Source organism: Corynebacterium sp. ES2794-CONJ1, assembly GCF_025660615.1.
In the GTDB taxonomy this organism is placed as follows: domain Bacteria; phylum Actinomycetota; class Actinomycetes; order Mycobacteriales; family Mycobacteriaceae; genus Corynebacterium.
In genome coordinates, this window is record NZ_JAOTIM010000001.1 from 25,135 (window position 1) to 45,167 (window position 20,033).

At 51.3% G+C, this 20,033-nt stretch carries 19 protein-coding genes and 1 tRNA gene; 15 read left to right on the top strand and 5 right to left on the bottom strand.

Going from position 1 to position 20,033, the window contains the following annotated elements:
- Positions 1-890 precede the first annotated feature (890 nt).
- The 3 genes from N7326_RS09380 to N7326_RS00135 all read left to right on the top strand — a co-directional run bounded on the left by N7326_RS09380 (position 891) and on the right by N7326_RS00135 (position 4,197).
- Positions 891-1,091, top strand: coding sequence for a type IIL restriction-modification enzyme MmeI (locus tag N7326_RS09380; RefSeq protein WP_310470196.1), 201 nt, complete (start codon positions 891-893; stop codon positions 1,089-1,091).
- A 2,492-nt stretch (positions 1,092-3,583) separates the two neighbouring features.
- The gene (locus tag N7326_RS00130) at positions 3,584-3,787 is read left to right on the top strand and encodes a type IIL restriction-modification enzyme MmeI (protein ID WP_259077034.1); all 204 of its coding nucleotides are present in this window, start codon (positions 3,584-3,586) and stop codon (positions 3,785-3,787) included.
- A 44-nt stretch (positions 3,788-3,831) separates the two neighbouring features.
- Positions 3,832-4,197 (top strand): hypothetical protein, encoded by a 366-nt coding sequence (locus N7326_RS00135; RefSeq protein WP_259289196.1) that lies wholly within the window; start codon positions 3,832-3,834, stop codon positions 4,195-4,197.
- Positions 4,198-4,399: 202 nt separating this feature from the next.
- On the opposite strand, the gene N7326_RS00140 is transcribed toward N7326_RS00135, so the two are convergent.
- Positions 4,400-5,020 (bottom strand): S1 family peptidase, encoded by a 621-nt coding sequence (locus N7326_RS00140; RefSeq protein ID WP_263087991.1) that lies wholly within the window; start codon positions 5,018-5,020, stop codon positions 4,400-4,402.
- 3 nt (positions 5,021-5,023) lie between these two features.
- Here N7326_RS00140 and N7326_RS00145 point away from each other — a divergent pair, with 3 nt between their 5' ends.
- The 6 genes from N7326_RS00145 (at position 5,024) to N7326_RS00170 (ending at position 9,690) form a co-directional block, all read left to right on the top strand.
- Positions 5,024-5,512, top strand: a complete 489-nt coding sequence (locus N7326_RS00145; protein WP_259077028.1) for an LGFP repeat-containing protein — start codon at positions 5,024-5,026, stop codon at positions 5,510-5,512.
- A gap of 42 nt (positions 5,513-5,554) precedes the next feature.
- Positions 5,555-5,899: a hypothetical protein gene (locus tag N7326_RS00150; RefSeq protein ID WP_259077026.1), complete on the top strand. Its 345-nt coding sequence runs from the start codon at positions 5,555-5,557 to the stop codon at positions 5,897-5,899.
- A gap of 48 nt (positions 5,900-5,947) precedes the next feature.
- Positions 5,948-6,679 carry a hypothetical protein gene (locus tag N7326_RS00155; protein WP_259077024.1) on the top strand — a complete coding sequence of 244 codons (732 nt, stop codon included), beginning with the start codon at positions 5,948-5,950 and terminating at the stop codon, positions 6,677-6,679.
- Between the two features lie 89 nt (positions 6,680-6,768).
- Positions 6,769-7,071 (top strand): hypothetical protein, encoded by a 303-nt coding sequence (locus N7326_RS00160; RefSeq protein ID WP_259077022.1) that lies wholly within the window; start codon positions 6,769-6,771, stop codon positions 7,069-7,071.
- An 821-nt stretch (positions 7,072-7,892) separates the two neighbouring features.
- Positions 7,893-8,066 carry an Rv0909 family putative TA system antitoxin gene (locus N7326_RS00165; RefSeq protein ID WP_259077020.1) on the top strand — a complete coding sequence of 58 codons (174 nt, stop codon included), beginning with the start codon at positions 7,893-7,895 and terminating at the stop codon, positions 8,064-8,066.
- A 97-nt stretch (positions 8,067-8,163) separates the two neighbouring features.
- On the top strand, positions 8,164-9,690 hold the full coding sequence (locus tag N7326_RS00170; protein WP_259077018.1) for an SDR family oxidoreductase: 1,527 nt from the start codon (positions 8,164-8,166) through the stop codon (positions 9,688-9,690).
- Here the strand turns inward: N7326_RS00170 and N7326_RS00175 are convergent.
- The gene (locus tag N7326_RS00175) at positions 9,687-10,766 is read right to left on the bottom strand and encodes a DMT family transporter (RefSeq protein WP_259289202.1); all 1,080 of its coding nucleotides are present in this window, start codon (positions 10,764-10,766) and stop codon (positions 9,687-9,689) included. The two genes, N7326_RS00170 and N7326_RS00175, sit on opposite strands and share 4 nt — an antisense overlap.
- Positions 10,767-10,943: 177 nt before the next feature.
- Here N7326_RS00175 and glpK point away from each other — a divergent pair, with 177 nt between their 5' ends.
- A complete protein-coding gene (gene glpK / locus N7326_RS00180; protein WP_263087992.1) occupies positions 10,944-12,473 on the top strand; it encodes a glycerol kinase GlpK in 1,530 nt (509 codons plus the stop codon).
- Between the two features lie 405 nt (positions 12,474-12,878).
- Here glpK and N7326_RS00185 read toward each other — a convergent pair.
- Positions 12,879-12,952: transfer RNA gene (locus N7326_RS00185), tRNA-Pro, on the bottom strand.
- Positions 12,953-13,048: 96 nt separating this feature from the next.
- Complete coding sequence (locus N7326_RS00190; protein ID WP_310593314.1) at positions 13,049-13,456, bottom strand: YchJ family protein; 408 nt, start codon at positions 13,454-13,456, stop codon at positions 13,049-13,051.
- A gap of 121 nt (positions 13,457-13,577) precedes the next feature.
- Here N7326_RS00190 and secA2 point away from each other — a divergent pair, with 121 nt between their 5' ends.
- From secA2 to N7326_RS00215, 5 genes are all read left to right on the top strand, one after another.
- Positions 13,578-15,872, top strand: coding sequence for an accessory Sec system translocase SecA2 (gene secA2, locus N7326_RS00195; RefSeq protein ID WP_259289203.1), 2,295 nt, complete (start codon positions 13,578-13,580; stop codon positions 15,870-15,872).
- A 178-nt stretch (positions 15,873-16,050) separates the two neighbouring features.
- Positions 16,051-16,470 (top strand): oxoglutarate dehydrogenase inhibitor Odhl, encoded by a 420-nt coding sequence (odhI, locus tag N7326_RS00200; RefSeq protein WP_259077010.1) that lies wholly within the window; start codon positions 16,051-16,053, stop codon positions 16,468-16,470.
- Between the two features lie 68 nt (positions 16,471-16,538).
- Positions 16,539-17,273, top strand: coding sequence for a transcriptional regulator FtsR (ftsR, locus tag N7326_RS00205; protein ID WP_259077008.1), 735 nt, complete (start codon positions 16,539-16,541; stop codon positions 17,271-17,273).
- A complete protein-coding gene (locus tag N7326_RS00210) occupies positions 17,270-17,887 on the top strand; it encodes a bifunctional nuclease family protein (protein ID WP_259289204.1) in 618 nt (205 codons plus the stop codon). Before ftsR ends, N7326_RS00210 begins: the two co-directional genes overlap by 4 nt.
- A gap of 172 nt (positions 17,888-18,059) precedes the next feature.
- Entirely contained in the window at positions 18,060-18,599 is a 540-nt protein-coding gene (locus N7326_RS00215; RefSeq protein WP_259289205.1) for a MerR family transcriptional regulator, read from the top strand.
- A 9-nt stretch (positions 18,600-18,608) separates the two neighbouring features.
- Here N7326_RS00215 and N7326_RS00220 read toward each other — a convergent pair whose 3' ends face one another.
- The gene (locus N7326_RS00220) at positions 18,609-20,012 is read right to left on the bottom strand and encodes a vWA domain-containing protein (protein WP_259289206.1); all 1,404 of its coding nucleotides are present in this window, start codon (positions 20,010-20,012) and stop codon (positions 18,609-18,611) included.
- Positions 20,013-20,033: the final 21 nt, after the last annotated feature.

Genomic DNA, 20,033 nt, shown 5'->3' on the forward strand with positions numbered 1-20,033 from the left:
GTTTCCAATATATCCAGAACGTCACTATCTTCAGGCGTGGAAATGACTTGAACCTGGCGCAGATAGGAAAGCACCAATTCGTTACCCTGGCGTCTGCATGTGAAGCCAGGGTTCTACACTAACCTCGATATACCGATGTCTTTATCAGACATCCTTAGGCCCACCTCCGATAGAAAAGAGCAGCATAATTATCAGGCCGAGTGCGAAACCTATCCCAACCACAGCTATGGATTTGGCAACGTCGCCTTCCATTAGATAGTTGGCTCCGCCACCGAGCAGTCCTGCAGTGACAGATATTAATAAGCCCCGTTTAAATGATGCTTTCAAAAGCTAAACCTTTCTATATTTGCATATTTACTTCTTAAAGAAAATAGACTAGCCTGCAACTTACTTTTTTACCCTCAGGTACCTTGGGGTATAAACCCTACTTTAGGGCCATCTCCCACACTTAGGTTAGCAAAAGCAATCCTAATTTGCACTTTATGCGTTAATAAATTAAATTTCCCCGCCGCGGGCTAAGGGACAAGAAGCGTGTATAGATCGGCCCGAAAATAGCGGGTTATGCGGCGTTATGTAGGTGCCTACTCCTCCCGGGGGGTCGCTCGGGCTGCTTGTGCCGAAATCCACGCTTTTTGTTCCAGATGAGATATTTGGGTGTCGTTTTCTAGCTTTAAGCTATGGCAAATCTATATACCAAATGGCCCACCACGTAGCGGACTTCAGTGCGAGAAGTAAGAACCTTCTACACGGGAGCTATCCCAGGTGCCGCACCTGTTCACTGAACGCAGGCAACCTCAAGAACCATTTTTTGTGTATTCCAAGGGTGTAAGTGAGACACGCAACTTTTTACCGTTGCACGGTATGACGAAACAGTCGTTCCATCAGACGCTGTGTTCCGGGCACCTGATGAAGACGGACTACCGTTCGCTTTAATTTCTTCTTCCATGTTCATCACGTGGCAAAGAACCGTAGGGGGTCGGTTGGAATCGCGACTACGCTTTTCAACACGCTTACGTGGAATACCTTCCCCGTGCCTGATTTGGATGAGGCAACAAGGGAGCGGATTATCAACGCGGGCAAGAAAGTTTTAGCTGCCCGGGAGTTGTACCCGGAGCGTTCCTTGGCTAATCATCACACTCCGCTAGCGATGTCGCTTGAGTTGGTGAAGGTGCATGACGCATTGACCGTGAGGTTGATAAAGCGATGGGAGCGCCTCGCAAACTCACGAGCGAGAAGCAACGCCAAGAGGTCCCATTTAGTAGCTACGCTGCGCTTTTTCATGGTTAAGCTACCGCGGGGCTTCGCCTTAACTTCCGCCAATGGAGGGCAGGCAGACCGCAGCCAAGCGCTGGCAAGACCCCAACAGTGACTACGCGAAGAAAGAACGCCAGAAACTCGCAGCAGCCAACAAGCGTTAGAAACTGGCGGGCAACGAAACCCGCGCGAGAGTCTTAGCCGTCTATGCTGCCGAGCTAGCCCAGACCGGCAAAGTGCTTTCAGGCGCGGCTATTGGCCGTGAATTAGGCATCACTTGCAAGACGACAAGCGCTCATTTACGCGAACTTAGGGCTGCCGGATTGATTGGCTAAAAGTGCAACCCGCCGTAAGCAATATACGCTTCCCCCGGGCGGTAGCCGGTTGGTTACTATCTTCGATTAGAAAACCTTTAGTAGTAGGGGTGTGTTTTCCCTAGGGAAAGTACTTACCTAGAGGGGATTGTTTGGTGAGTGCTTGGGTGGTGGTTGGTTGTGTCGGGGCGGGTGGTTGAAGAGAGTTTCTCTCACCCCCTGGGCAGCAGGGAGACTTCTCATTAGTATGTGCTTCAAGTCATACTACAGAGAGGCTAAAATTCTGGAACCCAGGTTGCTGTTTAACAGCCCAAGCGTCGAAGGAAGAAAAAATGGAAATCCTCGTCATTGGGGCTACTCCTTTAGTTCCTGTTCTTATAATTTCGCTTGCTTTTAAAGGGGCGCAAATGCTGATTAATCTTCAAAAAGAAGTTAATCACATCTCGAAAGAACTTCGGAGCAGAGATACTTAACCAGCTTCACAAGCAACGACCCGGAACTCATTTAGCTTTGTTGGAGCGGGGGGGTTGTAGCAAGCTTTGTGGCGAGTCTGCCGGGTTCTTGGAGCACTGGTTGTAGCACCGGTTGTAGCGTTAAGTGCACGCTTTGGAGAAAGAGGGCGCGCACTTTTCGTTATGCGTGCACAGGGGCGCGTTTGAAGAAGAAAGCGGCGCGCGCTTTCGGCGGACGTAGGGAAGCTCGGGCAGAACGCGCAAAAGTGCCACGAACGCCGTAGTTGTAGCCGCGAGTTTGGGGCAGTTTAAGACGTTCTCGGGAATGGCTTAGGTATCGCGCGGGGTGAAAATGTTTCACCGGTTTTCCTCTCGCGCGGGGTCAGTTGTAGCGCTGGTTTGGGCACGGCGGTCAGTGCGCGCACCCCAAGGCTCTTGGAGTGCATATGGTGTGTGGCAGTTTCGAGGATCAGAGTCGACGCCATGCGCCGAGCAGTAGAGCTAGGGAGAGCGGGGGCAGGGAATCCGAGAGGGTCGGAGAGCGTGCGAAGCCTAGCCAAACAATGCAGAAATAAACGGTGATAAAACGTTATGCCAGGTTGGCGTCCGGCAGACGACTTTACTCGCCGGTTATTCCTGATGACTGTTTTTGACGTGATTGACCAGTACTGCCGCAACTATGGCGAGCAGTATGAGGATGGCAAATCCGAGGATCGACCTGTTTGAAATGGCGACATAACCTGAGATTGCCAGCCCAAATAGTGCAACGACAATCGCATTGGGCGATATTTTATGCCTGTTCATGAGTCATCTTTCGCACTTGATCGTTAAGTACACTCGCTGTTACGAACCGCTCCGGCCCTTGTGTAATTGATCTTTATGCGATTATTGCACATATTGTGGTGGCTGAGAACCACTGTTGCCCCGGTGATGATAGCTCTAACGACGGTGCAGGTAGCTCACCCGACACCGGGAATGGCGCAGATGGCGGCCCCTAGGGCAAACCCCGATCCTCTAATGATCAGGTCCTTCTCAAGAGGGGTGAACTCTACCCAAAAGCCCCCTTCTTCATTCCCTCCACTTGCGTAGGGGGTGATGGCATGTGAATCCTTCAACGTTAGATCCATGTGCTCGAGGTCGAAGGTTACGGGGGAGTCGTCATTTACAGTTCGGGGAACATCCGAGTTGATCAGCTCCTCAAAAGCTTGATCCAGAACCTCCGGAGTGACTGATGTCTCTGCATCGGTCTGTTATTGGAACTCCTGAAGGGTTAAAGGATCGTCTTTTTCGGCAGCGACGGCTTGACCCTGACCAGAGAAAAGGATAGCGACGGAAGCTAGTTAAGCCAGGGATTTTGATCGAGGTCTCATAGTGTTTCCAATCCTTAGAGAGGGGAGATTCGTGATCTAGGTTACATACGATCCAAATTGTCTTCAACATTTTTAGGAAATGTCAGATCATGGGTCGTTAGGTCGACCAATAATCATCATCAGGCGGTGATAGAGGGGAGCGAAGAAGCACGCTAGAGAGTCACCTGAGGATAGCCTGAACTCCTACCTTGGTTTGGCCGCGCGCGAGCTTCACCTCGATCACTCGCGCGTTGACCACTACGACCCGTTAGCAATGGACCATGCCCTTGTTAGAGCTCACGATGATCTAGATCGGGAACTCGATAAAGCGATGGGAGTTCCGCGCAAGCTCACCAACGAGCGGCAGCGCCAAGAGATTCTGTTTGCAAACTATGCTGATATGTCTCGCGAGAACTAGCGCAGGTCCAGGAAATCTCTTTCGGGCAGAGTGCGCACACCGGTGTGAGAGCATCCGAGCACGCCTACAAGATGGCACAATCCCACGGCGGAGCCGGGCGGCCCGGGGACAAGCCACCAGTGTCAGATCGTCTAACCATTGCCAGGCGTGTGCGTGGATACGTCACCACGTCCTCAAGCCCGGATTATCAAGGCCACAGCGCTAGCGAGAAAGCCACCAGCAGCGAACGCAAAGCACTCGCCACCATGAGACACAAAGGCTGTAAGAAAGCCGCAGAGTGCTGGGAAAACGATCCTAATGGAGAAGATACGAAAGCAGCGCGTAAGAAGCTCCAAGCTGCCAATGCACCTCGCCAGAGCCAGGGAAAAGGAACCCGAGGGCGGGTGCTAGCAACAGCGATGGATGTCTGAACCCAGACAGGAAGCTTCCGTCAGGACGAACCGTAGGCCAGGAACTAGGCATTACTCGGCAGCAAGCTAATCGTCATTTGAACGCTCTAAGGGAGGCTGGTCTTATTTAGCCAAGGGGTGGAACATGCCGTAAGCAATAGACGGTTCCCCTGGCGCTAGGCAGTGAGAGTAAGAAGATTACGTGCTTGATAGTTTAAAAGAGCTAGATGGGGGTGTACTTGATAATCCACCTTCGTGTGGAACTTGGGGCTTGCTTGCATCTGGGCAAACGGTGGCTGCATGCTTTAGGCCGATGTTCGCCTTGGATTTTTTCCTGGTCCGTGAAACTTGAATTGTTGTGGACTGTTTCTTTAATCCAGGAAACTCGTGGCACAACGTGGGTATGCCACATGGGGCGGTCTTTTCCATCGTTGCATTCGGGGTTGAATCCGCCGGCAATATGCACTGCGTAGAGGGTATTGTCCTTGTAGATGGGGGCTCCTGAGTCTCCGCCACAGGAACGTGAAGCAGTTGCGGATGTCCCTTTGAAAACAGCTGTGTATGTAGCGTTCCCGAAATCCAGGGAGTCAACTTTTTTAGAAATGACTGTCTTAGCTGAGGAGGCATAGTCTTGGCGCTGCGCGTACCCGGTAAGTACGGCTTGATCCCCAATGGTTAACGGCTCATTAGCAAGGATAAAGGTATCTGCGTGGATTCCTGTGCCTACTTTAATGAAAGCAACATCATCGTTTGGAGAGTTGGTATGGATAGCAGCGATACCTGCTACTTCGCCGATGAACTCATCACTCCAGATGGAATAGGACGCTTCAATGTCTTCGAACATGGGATGATCTACTGGACACCGAAGACAGGAGCGCAGGCTGTTTATGAACCGATCTTGTCTAAGTGGGCTAAAGTTGAATACGAAAGAAGCCGCTATGGATATTATCCTGTAGCACCGCAGGAAAACATTGGAGAGTGGCATGTGCGTCAACGCTTTGAGCGAGGCGAAATAGCATCCTTTAATGAAACTATCTCTAGTTTGGCCAAGTCTTTTGGCTTAGATGGTCAAGGGGCGCAAGAGATATTTGATGTGCTAATGAAAGACTTTGCAGATCACGGTATTGATAGCAAAATAGGATTTGAAAATCCTTTAGCGAATTCTCTTAAGTCGCTTGAATTTAATCAATCCAATCTGCTCGCAGCGCTAGTTGAAGCTCCTGTTTTGCAATCGAACAGCGATAATGAAGCTGCGGGTTGCAGTTATATTCCACCTGGAAACTCGAATACTCTTGCCGGAGACGTATTTTATTCTGTGGCTACTACTTATACTTAAAATCATGGCCACAGTGGCATCTTCGTTAAAGAGGGGGCCACAATGGAAGAAATTGAGACGGTGGAAGCCGTTAATCCTGAGCGAGGCGTCCAGAGGCTTTTAGGGAGCATTCAAGAAGGTGTATGCGCTCCGAGACTCTTGCACGTTAAAACCGATGACGCCACTCGAGCAGGTGCCGTAGCCTTTGCTAAGAAGCAGGCCCAGGAAGGAAAAGGCTATAACAAGAAGTCTCTCGCAACTCGTATTGGGGCGTTAGAGCAAGATACATACAATTGCGCACAACTGGTATGGGCTGCATATAAGAAAGCTTCTGGTGGTGGTCTTGATATCGGCGAAGAGCATCCCTATGAACCTTATAGCCAGCTGTTATGCCTTCTGACATTTTGAAGTCGCATAATACCTACGAATACTGATCGGAAGTCAACATTGCCCAGAATGCTATTTCGAAAGCTTCTAACGGTTTGGGCTTTGGGAGCGAGCGCATTTGTTGTTTCTTCATGTGCGCAGGGGACCCCACAGCAATCAAAAGCTCTTGTTTCTTGGGAATGGGGTGGTATCGCTAGAGCTGTTTCTGTGGCTCCTTCCGCAAACAACCATAACTACGTTTTTGGATCAAACGCTGACGAAGTGGATTCTCTTTCTGAACTTGCTTCGGTGTATAACCCTTCGATAGAGAGGCTTGGTGAAGGGTATATGGCACCAGATATGGATCAAATGGTTGTCTTTGATTCGCATTTTCACAAGCAATCTGAGAGACCAATTGAAGGTTTAGGATTACCGACCCAAACGACTTCTGCTGGTTCAGCAGACAACGAAACAGCAGTGTTTGTTTTTAATGTAAGTAAGAGTGGTAGTCCGTACGCTAGCCGCATCGTGCTTGCTACTGAGGACACTACAAATGTGGTAACTCGTGATATGAGGCCGATCGCATTGAGGGCTTGTACTGATAAAACAGCTGTCTGGATAGAACGCGATGAAGATGATGGCAGCGGATTAACGCTTGTGCGTATGGGAGTTGATGGATTACTGTCTGAGTCTCGTTTCGACGGGCCTACTGGAATAGTTGCCTCAGGATTTTTTCCGTTCTTGGGTGCGGGGAAGAAAACTCCTATATTTCATTTCCTGACGAATTTAGTAGTGCGGATGTTTTTTCAGTCGATGGTCTAAGCAAGAAACAAACCTTGAAACATGAAGGAAAACTCAAGGAGCTACCAGGACCAGGTGTACATAGGTCTTCTCGCTACGAAGAAGGAAGTGTGTCATACTTTTCGCATCGAAGAACGCTCCTGGAAGTCGATCTTGTGCATCAGGAAATTAGAGAAACTGAACCTCTTATTGGTGCAGATCGTCGCCCTGTATCTGCAACGAGCGACGGAGAGAATCTGCGTATTGTGACTCAGCCGCTCGACGGTGCCGAAGAGCTTCTCGTGCATTCATTTTCGTTTGAAAGTCCCGCTCCGGATGAGGTCGGCACCCATATCGCAAAGCTTAGCCAGCTTATGCGCGGCGGTACTGCAAAAGATGCATATACGATTCCGATGTCTATTTACCCTTATTAGTCGCTGTGCGTGGTGCTAGTCCACGGGTTTAGTTCGGGCAAGGAAGTCGCACAAGCGACTTCCTTGCTCTGTGTCACTATCCCGCCTTAAAAGGGTGTTCGGATAAAATAGTGGGCAGCTCCACCGTCAAGGTGAGCTACCCACCACAATTGGGCTGAGATTTATAGTCGATCGTTTTTTTCAGCCATTTTTTCTTTGGTTGTCGTGATCCGCGTCGTGTGGTGGCGTCTAGTCTTGATCAGTTGGTCGCTGCTCGTGCGAGTGACTCACACCAGTAGCACTCAACCCCAGTGTGTTCAAGATAGATGTACTTCAGCCATTATAGGTAGGCATGAGATGGACCGTGGTGATAAGTGACCCCCGAACCCCGAGGTGAGGTGCTCACGAGTACTGAGCGCCGTGGGCGACGGGAGGGTTATAGTGATCTTCGATTTAAATGGTTAGCCTCTGACGAGGTGCGGCTAAGAGCGAAGTCTGAGAGTCCTTGGTGAGTACAGGGCCGAATCAAAGCTAATGCCGAGTAAAAGCCCATGCCGCACGGGGCAGAGTACCCATATAAATCCACATAAATAGAGGTCAATCGTAGTGGTTAATTTTCCTAAGTATTCACTTAACCCACTGCAGGGCTCGGCTACAGCCTGGGCCGCTGCAACGGCGGGGTAATTTGGGCGATCTCATTGTTTTCTTATGAGAGGAGGACAAGGTTTTTTTAAACAACAAGATCACCGGCTTGCCTTCTTTTCGCCAGCCCTGTCGGCACTGGCACAGATAATCCTCTACATTGGTGGAAGACACTGTAGGCAAACCAGAAAGGATTCAATATGTCCTTAGCAGACAAAGCTAAGCAACTTCTCAACAGCGATCAAGGTGAAAAGTTCAGTGATGCGGCTCTCGATAAAGCAGCCGATTTAGCCAAGGAGAAGCTTGGTGAGGATAAGGCTGCCAAAATTGACTCCCTACGCGAGAAGGCTGATAGAAAATTGGGCAACCAATAGCTAGAAAAAGAAAGATGCTTTCCGTGTAGACAACCGCACGGGAGGCATCTTTTTGTTTTTGGGTCACCCGAGAGCTTTTAACTACTAGACTGAAATAATGAGTTCAGATAATTCTCCTACACTAGATATGAAGGCTTCTAACCCCGATCGACTGGTGCTCGTTACGGGTGCTACTGGATATGTTGGCGGTCGCTTGATCACGGAACTTCTGGCGGCCGGTTTCAGGGTTCGAGCATCCTCACGACGCATTTCAAGCATGCAACGCTTCGATTGGAGCGATGATGTCGAGCTTGTCGAAGCTGATCTCGCTCACGAGGGTGATGCCGAACGCATACTGGAGGGCGTTGATGTAGCGATGTACCTCGTGCATTCGATGGGCGGTAGGGACGAGGATTTCGAAGTAGTTGAACAACGGACCGCTACCTCGTTCGCCCGAGCGGCTGAGGCAGCCGATGTCAAGCAGATTGTCTATCTCTCGGGCCTGCACCCATCGCACAAGAAACTGGATGAACTGTCAAAGCATATGCGTTCGCGCGAACGTGTGGCACAAATTTTCCTTGAGAGCGACATCCCCACACTGGTTTATCGTGCCGCTACCTTGATCGGATCTGGGTCGGCTTCCTTTGAGATGATCCGCCATCTCACCGAACGCCTCCCGATTATGGTAGCGCCAAGTTGGATCGTCAACCGTATTGAGCCCCTCTCGATCCGGGATACCCTCTACTACCTAGTGCAGGCGGCAGACCTAGACGAGCCCGTTAACCGCGGATATGATATCGGCTGCGGCAAGGTCTACAAATTCATGGATTTGCTTAAACTCTACGGTAAACAACGCGGACTCAAACGTTATATTTTCCCAGTTCCGTTGCAGCTCCCCATGGATCTGCTCTCAGGTGGCTGGATCGGGTTGGTAACCCCTGTACCAGCAAGTCTTGCAATCCCACTGGCGCAATCAATGGCTGAAGATGCGATCACTGAAGAGCATGATATCGAGCAGATTATTCCCGATCCACCCGAGGGGCTCATTGATTATTCCCACGCGGTTCAGTTGGCGCTCAAAGCAGAGGAGGAGCGCGGTGTGCCAACATCCTGGGATAATAGTTGGAGCTCTGCAGGAGACGCCGCTGACAGCCTACCTACTGATCCACAGTGGTCTGGCTCCACAGTCTATGAGGATACCCGCCATGGACACTCCGATTTGCCCCCCGAGAAGATTTGGGAGGTCGTCGAGGGGATTGGTGGTTCGCACGGGTGGTATTCCACTCCGGTGCTGTGGCGAATTCGCGGTCTCGTCGACCGGTTGATCGGTGGCCCTGGTCTGCGGAGTCGTCGTGATCCCTGGCATCTGAAGCCTGGCGATCGTGTCGATTGGTGGCGCGTGGCAGAAATCGATGCCCCGCATCGATTAGTGCTGGCCGCTGAAATGAAATTGGATGGTCGGGGGTGGCTAATTCTCGAAGTAGAAGAAACCGATACAGGCTCTCGCTATACGCAACGGGCCATATTCCAACCAACAGGACTCCCGGGTCGGCTGTACTGGTGGTCGCTCATTCCTTTCCACTCACTCATATTCCCGCTGATGCTCCGCAATATTCTTAAGAAAGCAGAGGAATTGAACGCTTAGTGATGGTCCTCGTGGGAGTGAGGTCGATCTAACCACGTGTGGGTATGGCTTATGGTGTGAGATTCCATGGCTATATCAGCCTCCTCCCGGGGATGAATATGGCGGTGATCGTGATGGTGCACATGGGCGTGAGAGTGCAGTAATCCGTTAGCGTGACGGTGACTATGAGTGTGCTCGTGACCGTGCTGGTGCGAGTGTTGCAAACCGATGGAATCGCGAATGAGCAACCATGTGGCTATGACCATGATGCCCAGCGCCGCATAGAAGTTCCAGGCCGGTTTCTCACCGAAAATGACGAAAGAAAAAGCTACTCCGAGAAAAGGGGCAATTGCATAATAGGCGCTGGTTTTAGCCGCGCCTAAATGCTTTTGGGCCAAGATATACGTCGTGATACTGAGCCCATAGGAAATAAAACCGAGCAGCATAGCTAATACCACCCACAACCAAGGGGGTGCCCCTTCGCCGATTGCGAGGGCGATGATGAGACTACCCAGGCCTGAGAAAATCCCCTTGATGGTCACGATATGAGCTGGATTCTTTGAGGACAGCCGTGCGGTGCAGTTATTCTCCAGGCCCCAACAAGTACAAGCACCGAGTACGAGTACTGCGCCCCAGTTGAGGCGGAAATCAGTGGCTTCAACGGTGAGCAATATGCTCGCCAAAGTGAGAAGAACGATGGCGATAGTGAGTTTGCGACTCAGCACCTCCTTGAAGATAACCCAAGCGATGAGAGAAGTGGCCACAATCTCAAAATTGTTCAATAAAGAAGTGGTCGCCGGGGTGGTGAGAGATAATCCCCAAACCAATAAAATGGGTGCGGCGATATCCAGGACCACCATTGCCACAACGAAGGGCACATCTGTCCTGTCGAATGGTTCAGCCTGAGCCAATTTTCGGCTCAAACCAACAGTTGTGATCACGCCCATGCCCACGCCAGCACCCAAATACAGAAGTCCCGCCAGCATAGTGGGATCGACCTGTAGGAGAAGGACCTTTGCCGCTGGAGCCGATAAAGCATAAAGTGCTGCTGCGAGAATGGCCAGGCCGATGGCACGATTCTTTGAAGAGTTAATCATGGAACGATCCTTTGGTGGGAAACTGAGGCTTCTCTATCTTAAAGTGCTCAAGGCGCGCAGAAGTTAAGTCTGCTGAATATTATGGGAGGCGTCACTGCAACTTTTAATTTAGACTTATATCACGAGCTAAATCTGATGGTTTCTACACCACAACCGCATAGATCGGAGAGGAATTCGATGGCAGATCGAAATAAGCATTATATTGCTGCAATTGACCAGGGAACGACGTCGACGCGATGCCTCATCTTTGACGAGCGCGCGGAGCTGGTGGGCAGCGGTCAGTTCGAACATGAGCAGATCTTCCCGCAACCGGGTTGGGTGGAACACAATGCACTAGAGATTTGGGATAATACCCGGCGGTGTGTAGCACAGGCGCTAGCAGAGGCAAATATCGCCCGCGAATCAATAGCAGCGGTGGGGATAACTAACCAGCGTGAAACCACAGTGGTGTGGAATAAGGTGACCGGCCAGCCCATTAGCAATGCGATTGTCTGGCAGGATACCCGCACCAGGTCACTGTGCCAGACACTCCTTCAAATCCACGATGAATCGTGGATTCATGAAAGAACCGGACTGTTTGTCAACTCCTATTCATCGGGACCCAAGCTCAAATGGCTACTAGATAATATTGAAGGTGCCAGAGATCTCGCCGAGCGCGGAGAGCTACTTTTTGGGACAATCGATTCGTGGTTGCTATGGAACCTCAGTGGCGGTGCACAAGGCGACAACGGCCAGCCCGCGCGCCATGCCACAGATGTCACCAATGCTTCGCGCACCCTGCTTATGAATATTCAAACCCTCGAATGGGATGAAGAACTGTGCCAGGCTTTGAATATACCGATGCAGATGCTGCCTGAGATTCGTCCCAGCGTGTCTACATTCGGACACGTGAGACAACGCGGGACACTCGGTGGAACCCCTATCACTGGAATTCTAGGCGACCAGCAAGCTGCTCTATTCGGTCAGGCTGGTTTTCATAAAGGCGATATCAAGAGCACTTACGGTACAGGTCTATTTTTACTGATGAATACTGGCAAAAAACCTCTTTTAAGTTCGCACGGACTCATCACCACGGTGAGTTACCAGATCGAGCGCCAGAAACCTCACTACGCACTTGAAGGATCGGTGGCTATGGGCGGCGCCCTCGTACAGTGGTTACGAGACAATCTCGGCACAATCAACTCAGCGGGGGAACTGGAAGATAGTGCTCTGAAAGTGTCTGACAACGGCGGAGTTTATATAGTCCCGGCATTCTCTGGCCTGTTTGCACCTCGGTGGGAGAGTGAGGCCCGCGGCATCATTGTTGGTTTGACGCGATTTGCCAATAAACACCACCTCTCTCGCGCAGTGATCGAAGCGACAGCTTATCAAACGCGAGATCTCATTGAGGCGATGCGAGCAGATAGCAACCAGGCTCTCGATACGCTCAAAGTGGACGGGGGAATGGTTCACAATGATCTGCTGATGCAATTCCAGGCAGATATTTCGGGCATGGAGGTGCACCGTCCTCAATTCGTCGAGACAACCGCTCTCGGAGCGGCTTTTGCAGCTGGATTGGGCGTTGGCATTTTTGATGACCTCAAGGATTTGCATAGACACAGCTCCGTGGAGAGGACCTTCAAACCCAAGATGACCGAAGAGACAGCGAAAAAACTCTATCGACAGTGGAACAGGGCTGTGGAGCGATCACTTGACTGGGAAGAGTAGTGCTTCGCAGCAGTCGCCCGGGAACTAGACCCGTTAAAATAGTCGACCGCGGGCTAAGTCCAAGCACACTCTGGGGATATGTCAATTGTAGTGCCAGTTGACTGCGACCCAGGACTGATGAATCACCGAGGAGCGCTAAGCGGAGTAGCTGCTCTACACAAGTTCTCATTGACTTCTCCGGACTTTCCTATAGGCAAGGGTGGGTGGTACGGGTATGAGAATAGAACGGTTGGGCCTTAGTTGTTGGCCCCCGACAGCCGCTCTGAACTTCGAAAAACGCTCTTCGCAGGCACTCATGCCGTGCAGGCTGGGACCACCATGGTCGAGGTCGCTTCTTAGCAAACTAGAACCTAACCAAGTTCAGTAAGAAAAAAGGCTCTCCATAAGGAGAGCCTTGATCAATTGTCGGACTGACAGGATTTGAACCTGCGACCCCTTAACCCCCAGTCAAGTGCGCTACCAAACTGCGCCACAGTCCGCCGTTGCTCACGTTGAAGCAACGATTTCATCATACAGGACGAGGGGAATAAGTTAAAATATCGCGATGATCTGCAAGTTTGACTGTGCTTACTAAATTATTTCAGGGCGCTGCTATAAACCCACCGTCCCTGGAACCGCCTAAATACCGAAAGCTCTTCGAGAGTCTCGTGGCGCGGGGCATGACCTGCCGCTGCGATCGTATAGTGAGCCTTAAAGTGAACTAATCCGTTTGAGTCCATAAGCCCACCGTGCGTAGTGGATAGAACCTCAAGACCCGTCCACGAGATAGAGGGATCGATATCAACGAGGGGTGGGGCAGTTAATGGATCCCACGAATAGATAAGGTAGTCGGCATCGCCAACGCAGAATGCGGTATACCTTGATCGCATCAACGCAACCGCGGTCGGGGCCTTGCGATGTCGGGCAATGAGTGGCCCACAACAGTCGTCGAAACCTAACCCGGATTGGCAAGGGCAGTATTGTAGCGGCAGCAGCGTCGACAACTGTGTGAGCCTTTCGGTGAGTCTGATCGTGAGTCTTATCGCGGTGTATCGGCGATAGGTGGGTAGCCAGCGTACTATGGAATCAATAATAACGGTCGGATGATACAGGAGGGTACCTCAGGTGGCGGGCTTTGATTGGTTTTGGAATGCTCTCGGGGGAACGAAAGGGCGTAACCAAAAGCGTAGTAAGTCTATAGTCAAACAAGCCTCCGCCCAGATGGACAGCTTGACCGCCTTGAGTGACGCCGAATTAGCGGCGCGCGCGAGGTCGCTTTGTGCGAACGGCACCATCAGTCAGCCCGCAGAACTTCTCGCGATTTTAGCAATTGCGAGCGAGCGCACCTTAGACCTGACTCCTTTTGCGGTGCAGTCTCAGGCAGTCCTGAGGCTCCTCGAAGGCGACGTTATCCAGATGGCAACGGGTGAGGGGAAGACACTGGTGGGGGCGATGGCAAGCACTGGCTTTGCTTTGATGTCTAAGACAGTCCATTGCATTACCGTTAACGATTATCTAGCGAGTCGAGACGCTGCGTGGATGGGGCCTCTCGTCGAGTTCTTTGGCCTAACAGTAAGCGCCATTACCGAGGATATGGACGCCCGTGAGCGTAGACAGGCGTATCAAGCGGATATTGTTTACGGGCCTGTGAATGAAATTGGCTTCGATGTTTTACGCGATCAGTTGATTACCTCGCGTGCAGATGCAATTTACCGCCAGGCAGACGTCGCCCTCGTTGACGAAGCCGATTCTGTGCTTGTTGATGAAGCTCTTGTTCCTCTCGTTCTCGCTGGGAATGAACCTGGGCAGGCGCCGGGAGGTCGCATTACTGATCTCGTAAAGCGGCTCGAGGAAGATAAGCACTACAGCGTCGATGATGAGCGCCGTAACGTTTTTCTCAACGATAAGGGCGCTGAAGTTATCGAGCACGCCTTAGGGATCGACTCTCTCTACGATGACGAGCACGTTGGCAGTACCCTCGTTCAAGTTAATCTTGCGCTACACGCTCAGGCCTTATTGATCCGTGACGTGCACTATATAGTCAAAGATGGCAAAGTCGCTTTGATCGATGCCTCTAAGGGGCGCATCGCTGATCTCCAACGCTGGCCAGATGGGGTACAAGCTGCTGTTGAAGCTAAAGAAGGGCTTGCCGTAACCGAAGGGGGTCGGATACTCGATACCATCACGCTGCAAGCTCTCATGGGCAGATATCCGCTGGTGTGTGGAATGACCGGTACAGCTGTGGAGGCCACCGATCAGCTACGTAGTTTTTATGGGTTGAAAGTATCTATCATCGAGCGCAATAAGCCAGTACAGAGGTTCGATTCGGCGGACCGCATTTTCGCCACGATGGGGGAAAAAAATCGGGCGATCATCAGAGAAATTATAGATATACACCGTACTGGACGACCCGTTCTAGTAGGCACCCAAGACGTAGCCGAGTCCGAGAGTCTGGCGGCAGAGCTGCGAAGCTACGATATAGACGTTAATGTCCTTAACGCGAAAAATGATGCAGAAGAAGCTCGTATTATCGCTGAGGCTGGAGATCTGGGGCGAGTAACGGTATCGACGCAGATGGCTGGACGCGGCACCGATATTAAACTAGGGGGTGCCCATGAAACTGATCGCGACCAGGTGGTGGCAGTAGGGGGTCTAGCAGTATTGGGAACCTCACGGCACCGCAGCTCCCGCCTCGACAACCAGCTCAGGGGAAGAGCTGGCCGTCAAGGGGACCCTGGGTTGAGTCAATTTTTTGTTTCCTTCGAAGACGATATGGTGGCTGTCGGGGGAGCTGGAGAAGAAGTCACAGCTCAACCCGATTCCAGTGGGGAAATAGGAGCCCAACGCATTCATGATTGGATCAATCACTGCCAAAGGGTGACCGAGGGGCAACTGCTGGAGATTCACTCGCAAACATGGAAGTACAATAAGCTCCTTGCCGATCAGCGCGTTATTATCGACGAGCGACGCGCGACAATCTTAGATACCCCACTAGCCTGGCAAGAACTTTCTCAGCGCGAGCCGCAGCGGGCAGCTGAAATTTTGTCAGCGGTCTCTGCTGACATCGCGGAGCAAGGTGCTCGAGAGATCATGCTCTACCACCTTGATGCTGGATGGAGTGACCACCTTGCTCTTATGAATGATGTGCGCGAGTCGATTCATCTGCGAGCTATAGCCAGGGAAACTCCGATTGATGAGTTTCACCGGATCGCTGTCCGAGAATTTAAGCAGCTTGCACAACGAGCGGTCGACCGCGCGGTAGAGACATTCACCGAGGTGGTCTTTGATAGTGAGGGGGTACATCTCGAGGACATGGGATTGGCACGACCATCAGCAACCTGGACGTATATGGTCAGCGATAATCCGCTAGCTGGCTCAGGGAATTCGGTTCTTAAGGGAATCGGAAGTATTTTCAAATAGCTGGAGAAGATACGAAAATACGATAAAATCAAGCTTGCTAGCTAGACTTTCTCATCAAGGGCTGCTCTCTATTAAAAAGCCGCTATCATATGAAGTATTACTTGAAACTTTGGCCCCGCGCATCGTATCGACGAGGCTGGGGTCCGATTTATCCTAGAGATACCACGGAGGATCAACGATGAGTGAGCGCCAGATTTCGCCCGATGCCCAGGCTGAGACGACCTCGGTTTTTCGCGCCGATTTACTAAAAGAAGCGGAGAACGGGGCAGCTGTGCATTCCGGCGCCACCAATATTGTCCCGCCTCAGGGATCCGGGATGCTGATAGTAAAGAGAGGGCCTAATGCTGGTGCTCGCTTTTTGCTCGATCAGGAAACAACCACCGCCGGACGACACCCGGAATCTGATATTTTTCTTGATGATGTCACCGTGTCGAGGCGACACGCGGAATTTCGCACCCACGATGGGGTATTTGAGGTGGTCGATTTAGGCTCTCTCAACGGCACTTACCTCAACAGGGAGCCTCGTAACTCCGCTGTTCTAAGCAGCGGTGACGAAATTCAGATTGGTAAATTCCGCCTCGTTTTCATTGCTGGCTAGAACCAACTCTTTCGATGAGAGTTCACGAAAGTCCAGCTAATCCTTGCTAAAAAACTACTGAGAGAAATATGAGCGCCCTTCCGCAACCGCATGCAGAATCTGCACCTGTCAAGAGGCAAAAAACGATGTCCATTGGGGTCGTGCTGAGGCAACTGACTACCGACTTTCCCGATGTGACCGTATCGAAGATTCGATTCTTAGAGTCCGAGGGGCTCATTTCGCCCCAACGGACAGCCTCCGGATACCGCCGGTTTGTACAAGCGGACTTAGATCGTCTGCGGCTGATTTTAACTTTGCAAAGAGATCGTTATATGCCGCTTCGGGTTATCCGCGAGGAATTGGACAACGGCAATGCCCATAACTTAGCGGTCATCTCCTCGGTTCGACAGGCGCAGCCTATGATTGGGCCAGATGAGTTCCGTGCGCCTATTATAACTCGTCTGAGCGCTGAAGATGTCGCTGAGCAGGCAGGGGTTAAGCCTGATTTTGTTCTCGAGCTCGACAGGGCTCACGTTATCAAGGCTGATACTTCGGGATTTTTCACAGCCGATGACGTTAGGCTTGTATCTACCGCTGCGGGTCTAGCTGAATTTGGTTTTGAGGTGCGACACCTGAAAGCCCTGACTAATGGTGCAGCCCGCCAGGCGGCCCTACTTGCACAAGTCATTGAGCCTGTGGCGAAATCGAAATCGGATTCTGCTAAGGAGCGTGCTGAAGAAATGAGTTCGCAGTTGACGGCGCTAATGGCGTCGCTGCATGCCGGTTTATTGAAGAACGCGGTGCGTGAGCAGAGCGCGCTATGACCCAGTATCATTCCCTCGAGTACGTCCAGACTTCCTTTTTCAACGAGGACCACTGTTGCGCTTTGCTGCACTGGCCCGAAAAGAATCGCTATGTACCCATATGGATCGGCACAGCTGATGCAGTCAACCTTTTGATTCGAGAAGCCGGGGAGGTACCTCGCCGGCCCCGGGCTCTAGACTTACTCCTGGATGTTCTTAGTCAGCTGGACACGAGGTTGACTGAGCTTCGAATCTCTTATTACTTTGATGGCATCTTTGTGGCCCAGTTGGTGACCGAAAATGGAGAGGAATTCGACTGTCGCCCCTCTGACGGGTTAATGCTGGCAGGCCTGACGTCGCTTCCTATCTCAGTCAGCCAAAATGTTCTCGCGCAAACCGCTATCTTTATTTCTCCTTGCGATCTCGATGAGTGGCTAGGTATCGAAATTGATGATGCCTCTATGAGCGAGGCTCCTGCGGTGGAGAATACCCAAGCGGATCTAGATTTTAGTGAACTGATGCGCAGTATGGGAGTTAATGAAGAGGATTTGAGCGTGGGTTTGCCGGATTCAGAATTTAATATCTCTGATGCTGGTGGTACTGATGTTACTGAAGATGACAACGATGAGATTTAAGTCTAAACTTCAAGTTGAGGTTTAAGTTTACGGTGTGTCGCAAGTTATCTTGTGCGTCGCTTCGCTAATCTAACCTGAGTAATACATACCGCAGGTATCACGTGCTCGATCATGTCCGTCTACCCCAGTGTGTAGACTGAGACACCAGAGCACCGCTAAAGGAGTACGAACGATGTCTAAGCGCCCAGTACAAGAAGCCCTCTTCGATATGGGGCCCGATGAAGAAGTGGGTTACCGCGTTCCCACAGCTTGTCAGGTCGCCGGAATCACCTATCGGCAGCTTGATTACTGGGCACGCACAAAGCTGGTGGAGCCATCCATCCGTACCGCCCGCGGTTCCGGCTCCCAGCGTCTTTATTCCTTCCGCGATATATTGGTGCTCAAGATTGTCAAAGGGCTGTTGGACACAGGAATTTCACTTCAGAATATTCGTTTAGCAGTCGATCGTCTCCGCGACCTAGGTGTCGATGACATCGCCGAGATAAACCTTTTCTCCGATGGCACAACAGTCTATGAGTGTCGCAGCAACGAGGAAGTGATTGATCTTCTCGAAGGAGGACAGGGTGTCTTTGGAATAAGCGTTCCGGGTCTTATGAAGGAACTAACCGGCTCAATAGCAGCCTTCCCCTCCGAGCGTATACAGCAGCCGTATGATGACTCCGTCATTGCAATCGATGAGCTTGCTGCTCGACGAAACCGGAAGAGCTCTTAGAAGCTTTAATCAGAGACCTACTGCTGCGCGCAGTTCTTCTTCGGCTTGGGCTGAATCAGGTAGAACAGCATGGTATTCACTCAGTCCAATTAACTCCTGATCAATCGCGGAATTACCTATGTGGAGAACGCTGAGAGTTACGCTCGATCCAAAAATCCCTTGGAGATTTTCAAGTGGTTTCATATCGGCTGAACCGGTGGTTATAAGCACTAGGCGTACTTTCCTTCCCATACGAGCGCTGTAGTCGTTCGCGTATTGGCCGGCTGCCTCGAGTGCCTCCCTTGTTAAAGGAAAGCCTCCAGTACCAAAGCCAATTGCGCGTTGAGCCACCACTTGCCCAGAGTCTCCAGTGCCAAAATCAACATTTCGCCGCCACCCTTTAGTGACACCTGGGTTGAGTGGGGAGGAGTAGTTCCACAAACTCACAGCATGATCGCGCTCGGTGATGCGGGGTGCAACCGAAGCGATAGCTCTGCTGATGAAAGAAAAATCCTGAGGTTGCAGAGCAGCCGAGGTATCGAATAGGAAGAGAGTGTCCTCAACCTCCCTTGGTTCTGCAGAAGTGTCTACCTCATCTACCGGTGTGAGGATATTGCTGGTATCAAAGGCATGCAAAGCCTCTTGAGCAGTAATTGCAGTAACCCCAGGTGAGTATCGAGCAGCAATACGGGAACTGGCACCGAAATCAGCCCCAGCACGAACGACCTCTTCAGAAACCATTTCGGTGGTATTCAGTGCGATTATTCGTAGATCCTGTCGCAATCCTTCGATGGGGGTAAATGCCCAGCCTTGGGGTGTATCATCTTCCGATATTGCGATAGCTCGATCAGAGTCTGCAGATGTCTCAGCAATGGATCTTTGGGCATTCGCATCAAGAAGTTCCGTTATCTTGTTAACGTCGGTACCTAGGTAATGACTGGCAACGAGCGCAGCGGCAACAGAATTATCAGCTACCGGGAAATCCACATCCTGGATACTACCTGGTTGAATTGCTTTTTTCGCCGCAACTCCCACCTTGTATGCTGCAGCCGAAGGCCATTCCAGCGTAGCCGCACTTCGCCCAGCTTGCTTGAGGGTCGCGGTTACTTTGCCATCTGAGTTTTTGGAAACAAAAGCTCCTGCCTGGGAAAGATCAGGAGTATAAGTTGCGGTAACGCAGTGATCGCGCACAACCGGGGAAGAATCGTTATAGGAGGCTATAAGGTTGGCAACTTCAGCTTCGTTATCGGCAGCCACTGGGAGAATGAGTTCACCTTGGATGCAGGCACGTCGAGCGCTCGGTTCAGGCTCGGGATCATCGCTCAGACACATCCATCCGCCTAGAAGTGCACCTACCACTCCCAAAGCCAAGGCTGAGGTGACAAGCGATGAGGAGACCCGCATATTATTTTTACCGTTGGAATGGCGACCCATATGCTCTTTTGGACACTCCCT